This is a genomic window from Arthrobacter sp. ZGTC131 (assembly GCF_002929275.1).
GTDB lineage: Bacteria > Actinomycetota > Actinomycetes > Actinomycetales > Micrococcaceae > Arthrobacter.
This window is the reverse complement of record NZ_PJIK01000006.1, coordinates 129,661-142,018: the sequence shown is the minus strand read 5'-3', so window position 1 is coordinate 142,018 and position 12,358 is coordinate 129,661. Positions and strand designations below refer to the sequence as shown.

6 protein-coding genes and 1 pseudogene are annotated in these 12,358 nt (G+C 56.7%); all 7 read right to left on the bottom strand.

Going from position 1 to position 12,358, the window contains the following annotated elements; translation table 11 throughout:
- Positions 1-1,385, bottom strand: a pseudogene (locus CXQ90_RS22355) (BREX-1 system adenine-specific DNA-methyltransferase PglX); the annotation flags it as partial.
- Between the two features lie 9 nt (positions 1,386-1,394).
- On the bottom strand, positions 1,395-3,878 hold the full coding sequence (pglZ, locus tag CXQ90_RS09910; RefSeq protein WP_104138814.1) for a BREX-1 system phosphatase PglZ type A: 2,484 nt from the start codon (positions 3,876-3,878) through the stop codon (positions 1,395-1,397).
- Entirely contained in the window at positions 3,871-7,377 is a 3,507-nt protein-coding gene (gene pglX / locus CXQ90_RS09905) for a BREX-1 system adenine-specific DNA-methyltransferase PglX (protein ID WP_104138812.1), read from the bottom strand. Before pglX ends, pglZ begins: the two co-directional genes overlap by 8 nt.
- Positions 7,377-10,898 carry a BREX system P-loop protein BrxC gene (gene brxC / locus CXQ90_RS09900; RefSeq protein ID WP_104138811.1) on the bottom strand — a complete coding sequence of 1,174 codons (3,522 nt, stop codon included), beginning with the start codon at positions 10,896-10,898 and terminating at the stop codon, positions 7,377-7,379. The genes pglX and brxC overlap by 1 nt, the downstream gene beginning before the upstream one ends.
- An 8-nt stretch (positions 10,899-10,906) precedes the next feature.
- The gene (locus CXQ90_RS09895) at positions 10,907-11,518 is read right to left on the bottom strand and encodes a DUF1788 domain-containing protein (RefSeq protein WP_104138809.1); all 612 of its coding nucleotides are present in this window, start codon (positions 11,516-11,518) and stop codon (positions 10,907-10,909) included.
- Positions 11,511-12,131 (bottom strand): DUF1819 family protein, encoded by a 621-nt coding sequence (locus tag CXQ90_RS09890; protein WP_181038508.1) that lies wholly within the window; start codon positions 12,129-12,131, stop codon positions 11,511-11,513. Before CXQ90_RS09890 ends, CXQ90_RS09895 begins: the two co-directional genes overlap by 8 nt.
- On the bottom strand, positions 12,128-12,319 hold the full coding sequence (locus CXQ90_RS09885; RefSeq protein ID WP_104138806.1) for a helix-turn-helix domain-containing protein: 192 nt from the start codon (positions 12,317-12,319) through the stop codon (positions 12,128-12,130). The genes CXQ90_RS09890 and CXQ90_RS09885 overlap by 4 nt, the downstream gene beginning before the upstream one ends.
- Between the last annotated feature and the right edge of the window lie 39 nt (positions 12,320-12,358).

The following is a 12,358-nucleotide window of genomic DNA, read 5'->3' as shown; positions in this document are numbered from 1 at the left end:
ACGTGATACCGGGTGGAAAGATACTCCGACTGCCGGAGCACAGTCCGCGCCCGGTCCAGGACGTCCCCGCCGAATAGGGTCTGCGCCTCCCCCAACGACTCCACATGCGCCTTCAACGGTTCAATGAGGTCCTGGTTCGGGCGGATCAACGACCCGAACGTGTCCGCATCCTCAAACGCCTGCCAAAAAGCGATCTCGGCGTGCTTGTCCCCGCCCCGGGTTAGCAGGGTCTCCAGCTCATCCGCGGTGAACCTGACAGGCTCCAGCACGCAGATATTCGGCGCCGTGCCCTTGCCCGGGTTCAGGAACGACTTCTGCTTGCCGCGGGCCTTCATCGCCAGCGCGAACGCCGCCAACGCACCCGCACGCGGATCAATCTCCGCCCCAAACAAATTGTGCTTCAGAATCAGCCCAGGAATCTCCGACCGGGCGTACCCTGCCTCCTCATACATCAGGAACAACAGATCAAACGCATAGGTCAGCATATGCCCGGAACCGCACGCCGGATCCAGAACCTTCAACTCCTCCGGACCACTGATCCGCAGGAAGTCAGTCTCCGGCTCCACCGGAGCAATGTAATACTCCATCCGAGACGCCAGATCCGAGCCCGGATTGTTCAAAAGCCACAACCGGCCCAGCGAGTTCTCCACCAGATACTTCACAATCCAATGCGGCGTAAACAACTGCGTCGCCGCCGGGATCTCCAGCGCCGTCGCCTTCTTATTCTTCTTAAACCCCGCGAACACCTCGTCCTTCCGCGCGGCAATATAGAACTGGTACAGCCACCCGATCACCTCAACATCCGAACACACCTCCGGCGTCAGCGTCCGCACAATCCGGGCAACAATCGACCGGTCCGAGAGCAGATCATCCGGAACCAGCAACTCCGTGAAATCCCCCGAGCGCTCAAACATAAACGGCATCGGACCTGCCCAATGATTGCAATACGCAGCCAACAGAAGCTTGAACGCCTCCCCCTGACCATCACGGGACACCACAGAACCCGACAACAAACCGATCACCCGGTCCCGGACCTTCTCCCCCACCACACCGGCATCAACATGCCCGGCCTTCGCATCCGCCAACACCTCCGGCTGCCCCGCCACAACACCACCGGCAGGAGACACCACACCCACACCCGTATAACCATTCACGTCCATAAACCGCAACGCCACCAAACGGTTAAACCACGTATACGCCACCTGCTCCACCACAACATCACGACCAGACCGCGCTACCACACCCTCAAGACGCCGCACCGCCTCAGGAAACTCCACCCGCTCCACCGAACCAGGCAACAACACCCCAGCCAACCGAGCCCCAACAACACCCCCCAACTCAACCCGAACACCCGCAGCAAACCCACGCAACAACGACAAATCCATGCTTATCCCCTAGAAGTCAAAGTCGCTGGTAAACGAGCGGCTGAGCTTGAGTGTTTTGGACGCATACACGCCCCAGTGTGTAGTTTTGGGGGCCTTAGCCAGCAGTCTTAACTCGACGTTTTCCTTCATGAGGTCGTCGGCGTCCTTGCTCAAGACGAGCTGCAGGGAAACTATCCGCTCCCTCTTGTCGAGGCTGATCAGGTCGAAATCATGGGTCACCTCATTGGAGATGAGCCGGTCGCCGAAGTAGAGGCCCACCTTCAGCTGGCGCGCCTGGACTTTGTCGCTGACGGCATCTTTCTGGAACAAACCAACCACTACCTGGTTGGTTGTAATAGAGTCCTTCTCCTGCATAATTTCGACGTCGACGAGTGAGACGTCGCCAGCCTTCTTCTTGTTGACTCGCAGGACGGGAACAACAACTTCCTGCAGAGACGCGCCGCCATGGACAAAACGGGCGCCGGCTCCTTGGCGTTTCAGTCTCTTGATGGACTTCGGGATTTGGATTTCAATGTCACCTTCGAGACCCAACTGGGCGGAAGTGAAGGTCCGGAGACCATGCAAAGGCTTGAGGTTTCGGCCAAGCACGAACCGGCGGTTTTCGAAGAAAAATTCGTCGCCCTGCGGGGTCTCGGACAGGAAGTCGCTGGCCTCAACGGGCTTGTCCTGATAAATGAACCCATGGTCCGCGGTAATCAGCATATTGCTGACGTTAGCTCCGGCCGTCTTCTTGACCAGGGAAACCAGGTCAACCAATGCCTGCTCTGCTGCATGGAACGCAGAGGTTTCGGTAGCGAGTTTGTCGCCGGTGTGGTCAATCGTGTCGTGGTAGATGTAGACGACCTGGTTGTCCCTGAAAAGCTCTCTTTGCTGGTCCCGAGTAAGGTCGACGAACGTGGTTGCCTTGATGGCTTTGCCGGCCACGGCCGACAGGATTTGGGAGCGATTTTCCGTGCCGCCGGATGGTGTGCCATCCAGCAGCACTAAAGCGTTCTTACCAGCTTGCTGTTCAAGCTTCGTGTGCGGCAGCAAGGACGCCATACCCAGCTGGGTGTAGCTCGGAAGCACGCCGAGTTGAGCTTCCAAGACGGCATCGTAGCCGTTTTCTTGGCGGATACGGGAGCCGAGCTCCTCCGCGACTTCGTAGCGCATCGCGTCGGAAATGATGACGCAAACCTTGTTCTTTTTAGTCAGCTGCGGCTGGACATACTTTGTGAAGAAGTCTCGCTGCGATGGCACAACAGCAGATTGCCATTGTTCCAGCGCGTCCACTCGCACCTGCCACGAGTCGTTCAGTGGAATCAGGAACTTATTTGAGTAGTGGCCTTCGACGACGTCGCGAAGCTTCTCAAGGGGCTTGCTGAATTCGGTCTTACGCACTCGGTAGATGAATCGCCTGTAGAGGCTGTCGATCTGCCACCAGGTCTGCGAGTACTTTGTCAGCCCGTCGTCGAAGGAGTTGATTTGCACCTGGAGGGCGTCAACTTGCTCAAGGAGGGCGACGCCGGTCTCAATAGCGACGTAGACGTCCTGGTATTCCTGCCACCAGAGTGAACGCCGGCGGTAGCGCAGGACGTTAGCAACTTCCTTACTGTTTAGGCCCTTGTCAGCGGCCAAACGGGCGGTCTCCGAGAGGATCTTCTGGTCCGCGACTTCGAAAGCCAGATTTTCGAGCAACTCAGTGTAAGGGGTGCTCTCGATGGTCTTTTCGACCTGGAGAACATCTGAGGCGTTGCTCGACAGCGCGGCAAACGTTTGGGCGTGCCGTATATCGTGGCTCCAGGCACTGAAGAACAGTCGCGCATTACGGGCCTGCTGCCCGTTCTCAGGCTCGAAGCCAGGCAGCGTAGATTTAAAGAGCCAGAGCGCAAAGTCCTCCAGGCTTGGTTCAACCGACTCGTAACCGTAGATGGTCCGCAGCCCGTCGAAGAGGAAGCCGGTCAGATCGCATTCCGCGATTGCCTCCATTCGCCCATCTTTGTTCTTTGCAGAGTCCTCCAGCAGCATCCCGACAATCTCGTCCAACCGATGGTCCGAAGCGCTGCAGCAGACGGCCAGCATCTTGGCCCTAACGTCGACAGCGGAATCCTTATCTCCGAGCAAGGTTTTCAGCGCCTGCCGTTTCTTATCGTCGGCGAAGAAGGCGGAGTGCTCTGACACGAGGTACTTAAGCTCCCCAGGCAGGCCACTCACATCCGCGGCGAGGTCAACTTTGTTGGCGCTGAACTTTGCGTAGAAGAGTTCGACGTCGAACAGCCAGTTGTCGATCCCTTCTTTCACGGCACCCGTCCGGTACAGCACATACCGCGGTACGGGATTTCCACGAAGAGCCTCGAACTTCCGCGCAAACTCGTCGTTCTTGATCTCTCGTTTTTCAACGCCATTCTCAACAAACGAGTCGAAGTCCGTTTGGAACTCACCGTCTGGGTCGTTCCACACGACAATGCGCGATTTCCTCAAGGCCTCGCTGAGATGCTGATGAATCTCACTCATTGGCTTCCATCCCCACGATCTTCTTCAGTGCCGTCCCGAATTTGGGGTAGTTGACCTTCACCCCGTCATCGAGGTCGATGGCGATCTGCTCGGTCGCCAGCGGGTACAACACGCTCTGCTCCCACTCCTCCAGCTCCAGCAGCATCTTGTCGATCTGTTCTGCTTCCTTCCGGGCAGCCGTCTGCTCCTTCACCGTCGAAAGCGTCGACACCGCCACCTGATCCAGGTTCGCTCGGCGGGCCCGCAGTTTCGCCTGGAACTCATGGAGGTAATCGTTAAGCACCACGCTCACCATGTCCGGGCGATACCGATGCATATAGATCAGCGCGCTGAACGAGCCCTTCGGCGAAGAGAACATCCAATAGATTGGACGCTTCTTGTACCGCTGGACGTGGTCCTTGTAGAAGTCCTGCACGAAGTACTTTCGGATGTCCTTACCGAGAGCATCCTCGACGAACCGCAGGTTCTCCTCGAAGGTCTCCTCCCCGAAAGACACCTTCAAGAACTCGCGGAACCGCTCCACGACGTCATCCTCAAACCAGGAGTCGGACAGAACCGGAAGCACGTTGTCCTCATCCGGCACAAACGACGGCGACGGCACCTTCGCCAAATACTCCGACAAGGTGTCGCCCTGATCAGCCAGCACCAAACCCGGGACGTCCAGGCTGTAACGGCCGAACATGCAACCTACCGCGTACGAAGTCAGTTGTTTCACTTGCTCGACAACGTCGGCCTGGAGCGGATCGTGAACTCCGCTGAACGAAAAGTGGACATTCCGGTCTATTGTCACGCCGCCAATGTGCCGATCGCCGCCCCGGGGAGGGACCCCATAAGTGAGTGCATTAGCACGATCATTCGCTAACTCTAGGGCCAGCATGCGAGCGGAAAGTTCAGCATTCTGTTCTTGAACACTCTCCACTGTGTCTGCTAGAGATGCGCGCTTCCCTTCCGTCCTCAGCAGGTCCGGACGTTGAAACTCCCATGACCGTTCTTTGGCATCCCAATCTTCCTTCGCCATGTTGACCAATTCGCGCGCCAACTCCGTATCCCCCGCTTGAGCCGCACGAGGCAACCTCGCAACGTCACCCGAGACGTAATTCATCGTGGGTGTCATAGTTTGGAGCAGATCCGAGATCAGACTGCTATTAAGAACGGACAACGTTTCAAGAACGTCACTCTGTGGAAAGAGGCAGGAACCGCCTGAGCTAAATATTGACCCCGGAGGCGAATATCTGAAGCTGGGGAGGCCGGTGGAAACCGCTCCCCACGTAATACATGGCCGAAAGTAGTACTCTTCGCTACGTATCTCCTTCGTATAGCTACCACCTCCGTATTTTTGAACGATGGAGTCCTTTAACGCTTGACCATTGTCTTTCCAATCGATCACAGTGTCGTTGTACCCGTACCATTTTCGGAACCCGCCCCCCTTATTCAGCGGCACCCAGCGACGCTCGCTAGCCATCGCCTCTGCAGCATCGATGCAGCCCAGCGCGATCGACGAACGCGAGACCTCAAACCATCGGCGAGTGAATCGCGCATCGTCCAGGGTGACTAAACCCTTACGGACTACAGATGATCCACCGAGGGCGGGGAACTTGGTGAATAGGCCAACCTCATTTTCTGGAATCCAATAGACAAACGGCGATCCAGGGATGGTCAAGAAACTCTTTGGCGAAATTAAGAACGCAGTCGAAGGGCTGACTCCGTCAAGCGACTGTCTCAGGACATCCTGCTTTTCGTCTTCCGATCCCCCAGCGACGGCCCTTATGAAAAGTGCTGGAAGCATTCGTGACGCTTCATTGGATACAACGAACGACGTTGCAGCGACAACTTCTCCCTGGATACTGTTGAACGCCCTCGGACCAAGGTGGACCATCGAAACGAGAGAGCGCTTTTGCAGCAAATCCGTGCGCAGATTAGCGTAAGAGGAAAGGAACATCCAGGCGTGCATGGTGATCATAGCCGTTAGCCCTTGATTTACACTCGCGCTTATGCATCTCTCGATGAACATGGCGAAGAGGTCGGACTTGGAGTCCGGGTACTCCCGTTTGGCGAATTGTGCGAGTTTGGGGCCCATGTTGCCGGAGCCCATATACGGCGGGTTCGCGACCGCCACGTGATACCGGGTGGAAAGATACTCCGACTGCCGGAGCACAGTCCGCGCCCGGTCCAGGACGTCCCCGCCGAATAGGGTCTGCGCCTCCCCCAACGACTCCACATGCGCCTTCAACGGTTCAATGAGGTCCTGGTTCGGGCGGATCAACGACCCGAACGTGTCCGCATCCTCAAACGCCTGCCAAAAAGCGATCTCGGCGTGCTTGTCCCCGCCCCGGGTTAGCAGGGTCTCCAGCTCATCCGCGGTGAACCTGACAGGCTCCAGCACGCAGATATTCGGCGCCGTGCCCTTGCCCGGGTTCAGGAACGACTTCTGCTTGCCGCGGGCCTTCATCGCCAGCGCGAACGCCGCCAACGCACCCGCACGCGGATCAATCTCCGCCCCAAACAAATTGTGCTTCAGAATCAGCCCAGGAATCTCCGACCGGGCGTACCCTGCCTCCTCATACATCAGGAACAACAGATCAAACGCATAGGTCAGCATATGCCCGGAACCGCACGCCGGATCCAGAACCTTCAACTCCTCCGGACCACTGATCCGCAGGAAGTCAGTCTCCGGCTCCACCGGAGCAATGTAATACTCCATCCGAGACGCCAGATCCGAGCCCGGATTGTTCAAAAGCCACAACCGGCCCAGCGAGTTCTCCACCAGATACTTCACAATCCAATGCGGCGTAAACAACTGCGTCGCCGCCGGGATCTCCAGCGCCGTCGCCTTCTTATTCTTCTTAAACCCCGCGAACACCTCGTCCTTCCGCGCGGCAATATAGAACTGGTACAGCCACCCGATCACCTCAACATCCGAACACACCTCCGGCGTCAGCGTCCGCACAATCCGGGCAACAATCGACCGGTCCGAGAGCAGATCATCCGGAACCAGCAACTCCGTGAAATCCCCCGAGCGCTCAAACATAAACGGCATCGGACCTGCCCAATGATTGCAATACGCAGCCAACAGAAGCTTGAACGCCTCCCCCTGACCATCACGGGACACCACAGAACCCGACAACAAACCGATCACCCGGTCCCGGACCTTCTCCCCCACCACACCGGCATCAACATGCCCGGCCTTCGCATCCGCCAACACCTCCGGCTGCCCCGCCACAACACCACCGGCAGGAGACACCACACCCACACCCGTATAACCATTCACGTCCATAAACCGCAACGCCACCAAACGGTTAAACCACGTATACGCCACCTGCTCCACCACAACATCACGACCAGACCGCGCTACCACACCCTCAAGACGCCGCACCGCCTCAGGAAACTCCACCCGCTCCACCGAACCAGGCAACAACACCCCAGCCAACCGAGCCCCAACAACACCCCCCAACTCAACCCGAACACCCGCAGCAAACCCACGCAACAACGACAAATCCATTAGGGGGTCACCTTGGTTCCATTAGTGATTTCTGCTGTCAGGGCACGGCGAATGGCATCTACGAAATCCTCGATGTCAGCCGCTGTTTCAATGAGCTGGATGTCGGTGTCCAGTTCCAGCGATCCGAAAGATACGATCGTCACGGTCTCTTCCGGCTGGGGATCGCCGCTTTCACCCGGCGAACCTACAGGGGGATGCTGCACCCGTTTCTGGGCCAAGATCTGGAATAACCCGGGCTTGACGTCATCGTGGAATGCGCTCACTTTGCCCTTGATAGTGACAATTTGTTTCTCCGTCGCAATCCCGTCTTTGAAGTTCTGGACACGACGGCGGACGGTAGCCTGAGCCTCCGCTGTTGCCTTTTCAAAGTGATCGCTGGCGGTGACAGCCGAGGCTGCCTTTTCGACAGCCTCCTGGGTAGCCAAACGCGCTGCGCTGACGGCCGCTTCCAGTGCCGAGCGCAGCTGCTGGACGTGGGTGTTTAGCGCGGGCATTTTCCCTCCGCGGAAGATCGCGGGATCATCCAGGAGGTTCTCAATGAGCCCGGGCAGCTCTGACTCAACTTGCGCCAAGTTCGATTGCTCGCCCCTTAGCAAGGCTGCAGCGTCGTCGTATATTTTCTTCTGCTGTCCGTTAAGGAAGCTTTCGATGGGGTCGATCAGATCCGACTTAAAGTCTTGCAGCTCATCCATGTGGGCCCGGAATGAGGTGAGGTACCAATCGTCGGCTTGACCGCACACCTTGGCCAGAGCCTCTACAGCCGCCGAAAGGGAGTCCATGAACGGATACTGGAACATCGACTGGTCGGACTTGAGCTTGTCTTGCAGCGATTGCAAACGGGTTTTGGTGGCTGCGGCCAGTTCCAAGGCGTCAGCGGTCGGCTGGGGTTCAAGGAAGAAGTCTTTATAGAAGTCAGCCAACGCGCGGACGTCTGCCGACCGGTAAGCAACCGGAACGGTCAAAACGAGGACGGGGAAACGGGCAGTGTTTTTCAGATCTGACCCGGCCTCTGTACGTGCCAGCTTCACGCCGTCACGGCTCACGGCAACTTTGCCGAGTCCTATCAACTTTGCGAGCTGCACCTGAATGGCAATGGTTGACCACCCGTAGGGCTTTTGCATGAAGTGCTCATCGACCGACTTCACAGTGACCTTGGCTGCCTGGGAATTCTGCAAAGTGATCCAGTTCTGGATTTCCTGCTCACCTGCCGAGACCATTTGTGCGGCATCGCTTTCGAGCGCACCATCAAGGACGCGAAGGTTCTTCTGGATCTGGTCATCGGTGAATTTGGCGCTTCCAAGCATTGAGAGCATCGGATAGGACCGAGCGATGAGCTCCTGGAATGCCAGGTCAATTCTCGCTGCCGGGTCTTCTGACGCCACTGCAATCTCCGAAGCGTTAGCTACCAGCGTTGCCTTCGCAATCAGGCTCCGTAGACGCCCGACCACTTCCTTGCGCCGCTCCGCTAGCTGCCGTCCTTTGACTTCCAGAATGTGCCGCACGGCGTCGGACTGCTGGCTGGAACTTTTCAGTTTGAGGTACTTCTCAGTCCTCAGGTACAGCCGCAAATCAGCCATAAGCCTGCCGTCGTCGGCGATGACTACGCGGAGCTCGTCCTTGCCAGCGCTATGGGCCTTCAGGGTCTCAAGCGAATCAGCGTACTCATATTCCGGGCTGATGAAATGTAGAGTCAGCTCCTTCTGCTGGCCATACGGGCCGTCGTCGAGACGAACGCCGAACGGGAAGTCCTGCCCGTTCGCGACGTAGCGTACCTTGGCTGACTTCAGGATGTCGCCAGTCAGGAACCCTGCAAACTCCGACCCGAACTTGTTCGAGTCGATTGGAGTTGACTTAATTTCCTGCTCGATGTCCTTCTCGTCGCTCGTCAGGTACTCATAAGTCGAACCGTTGAGCTGGATATACGTTTGCTGCTCCAGCAGGTTCAACGCATCCTTCACCTTGTTGGCAAAGTCAACCATGTTCAACCCGAACCTGCTGTACATGAGGATGGTGAGATTCCGGGGCGTGGCCTTGAAGTCCGGCACGTACTTCACCAGGAAGAGGGCCTTGAGTACCTGGACCGCGAACTGGTTCTGCTGGCTAAGGTGATCCTCAGCGGTGATGATGGCCCCTTGCAGCTGTGATTTCAGGGAGTGCCGAATTCCCTCAAACATGCGATCAAAGGTCGCGAGTTCGCCTACCGGAGTGTCCTTCAGCTGCTGGATGACATCCTGGAAGACACCGAGCATCGACCTGGCACCGACGGCCAGGTTGTTTCCCTCGAAGGCGTTGTGAGCCGAGAGCCCTTTGAGCGCGTCTTGAAACAGCGTGTACTGGTACGTGATGAACGGGTAGCTGGACGTGAAATGTTCTTCGTCCTTGAAGATGCGGTATTTACGCGAACCATCAGCGAAATCAAAGAGCGTCTTAAAGTTATTGGCTTCTGCCGCGTAAATGCCGCCCAGGTGGATCGATCCGGTAGCGGTTTTCTCCAGCAGGCGCTTTTGAATGACTTCTTCTACATCCGCGCTGGTGAGCTTGACACGGTTCTTGAATCGCGCCTGAATCTTGGAGAAGTCGTTGCCCTGCTTGCTGGTCCTGTCGCCGATAACAGCGTCGACGTCCTCTTGGGAAGTAACCAGTACCCAGGCGCGGCCATTGCACCTGGTAGCGAGGGTCTCTGCGACAGTCTGGAGATTGAGCATGAGCTTTGTATTGTCAGCGATGAACTGTCCGACCTCGTCAACGAAGAAGTTAAGGCGGTAGTCCCCATCTTGGCTGTCCAGCCATTCCTTGACGTCGTTTGCGAAGTCTTCGATAGAAACGCTGTAATCGGCCCGGTACTTTGAAAGGATCTGTGTGGGAGCTGCTTCGTCCTGGCCAGTCACACGGGCGTAGGCCTTGGCGATATTGCCTTCCTGGAGGATGCCGAGGGTACGCCCCTCGTTCCATGCTTTGGAGGAAATGTCCTGGTAGGTGACTTTGAACGCCTCAAAGAGCCCCTCTCTAACGAGGTCCCTTTCGAACCTGGCAACATGGCCCAATTGCCCGTAGAACCCGCAGGATTCGTTGAAAACTTTGACGAAAACGCTGAGCAGAGCGTCGGGCTGGTCCTTGCTCTGCAACGTCGCCTTCTGGTCGATGTTGAAGAGGATGCTCCTGGCCGGGATCTGCCGCGACTTCTCGATTGCACCACGAAGAATCGCGTTGCCGGCAGTCTTCTGAATGAAGCTATTGACTACTTCGTCCCTCGATACCTTCTGCCCATCGACGTCGCCGAGTAAATGAGCCAGCATCTTAAGCATGTGTGATTTTCCGGACCCGAAAAACCCAGAAACCCATGCGCCGTTTGCACCCGCATAGTTGTTATAGGCATCCAGGAGGGATTCCATGCGCTGACTGGCCTCGTTGGTAAGAACGTATTCACTTACCTCGGTGCCAATCTGGGACTCGTCGTCGGCTTTGACGACGCCCTCGATCGTTCGCGAAATATCCTTGGCAAAGATGTCATGAAGCTTCATGGTTCCCCCTAGTTAACGTGGTAGTCGAAAATGTTGAACGCCCGGTAGTACTGGTCGTCTGTGAGCTGCCCGAAGAGCACCAGCGCGGACCCTTGAGACGCTGATTGGCGGTACTCGCCCGGGAAAAACATCAGCATCGGTTTGTCTTTTGAAATGCTCAGCAAATTATTCAGCACCGTGTGGGACCGTATGTAAGGGAAAACTTCACCGATCCCTGTGAGAAAGAAGATGTCATGCGGCGACGTGAGCTTTTCCCTTACACGTGGAGCGAGCTCATGCGCGGGATCGAAGACCTGCTGGAAGAGCTCCCGAAACTCGTCCTTGCTGTGCTGCGGCTCAATTTCCAGGACACTGTCCCACAAGTCTCGTTCTTGAAGAATCTCCACTGTGAGGTCGTAGAGATTGATTTCCAGAACTTCGATGCCCTCGACCTTGAGGCGGTTCTGGAGGCGCTTTTGAACCTCTTCCATGGCAAGAGCCTCAGCTGGAGCGAAAGGACAGATGAAGAACGGGACTTCATTCCCAGGCACTTTGTTGTCAAGGAAACGTCGGCTAGTGAGCGCCTTGAGCAGGTGTTCCTCGCGCTTTGCGAGCGGCAAATCTGAGACCTTCTTAAGCATGCATCAAACCTTCAATCTCGAAGTCCCTGATTGGGTAGACCAAAAACGATCCCTGGCCGCGTTGGCGTAGTGCTGTCACGACCCTTCCTCCTATCACTTGAGGAAGGATAAGGCCTGCCTCTGACACTATCTGCGCTTCTCTGAGCATCCTGAACAGATTCTGGCGAAGTTTGTTCTTCGTAGAGGGTTTCAGTTCCTCGAGTTCACCATGCCAGAACGACTTTTTGACGAAGAAGATGTCAAGGTCTTCAGGTCCAAGCTGACTGTTCATAGTCAGGTACCGTTCCCTGACGACTTCTTCAGCGAACTCGGCCACAAATCTGTATTGGAGGCAGATGGCAAGCCAAACGAGCTGATGGCGCTCGGCCGCGTTGCCGCTGACTACGATTTCCAGTTCCGAGTCGCTCAGCATGCTGGCACGGTCCATCGCTTCTCGGCTGATTCGCAAGACCGCGGAAGCCGTGCGCTTTTGGATAAGGTTGTCTGCTCTCACGGCAGCTCTCGCCTTTTTCCAGTCACGCAAACGCAGATACTCGGCAGCGATCACTCGGCACTCGTTGGCTAAGAGCCCCCCCGTTGTAAACGAGAGCTTATAGCGTTCCGTCTCTCTCAATCCGACAGTCCGCCTTCGGCCGCCCCGCCGGCAACGACCCAAGTATCAACATCACTGAGCTTGAATTTCCAGAGCCGGCCGACGCGGTGGGCCGGCATGTCCCGTTTCGCGAGCCAGGCGTAAACTGTGTCTTTGCTGACGCCGAGGTGTTCGGCGACATCATCAACTGACGACCAGGGCTCAGCCATCGGAACGCGACTCGGTTGTTTGCGGCATAGGCCCGATCT

What these genes read in the sequence shown, in the direction of transcription:
- pglZ (WP_104138814.1), bottom strand. Translation starts at nt 3,878, where the DNA reads ATGAGTGAGATTCATCAGCATCTCAGCGAGGCCTTGAGGAAATCGCGC.
- pglX (WP_104138812.1), bottom strand. Translation starts at nt 7,377, where the DNA reads ATGGATTTGTCGTTGTTGCGTGGGTTTGCTGCGGGTGTTCGGGTTGAG.
- brxC (WP_104138811.1), bottom strand. Translation starts at nt 10,898, where the DNA reads ATGAAGCTTCATGACATCTTTGCCAAGGATATTTCGCGAACGATCGAG.
- CXQ90_RS09895 (WP_104138809.1), bottom strand. Translation starts at nt 11,518, where the DNA reads ATGCTTAAGAAGGTCTCAGATTTGCCGCTCGCAAAGCGCGAGGAACAC.
- CXQ90_RS09885 (WP_104138806.1), bottom strand. Translation starts at nt 12,319, where the DNA reads ATGGCTGAGCCCTGGTCGTCAGTTGATGATGTCGCCGAACACCTCGGC.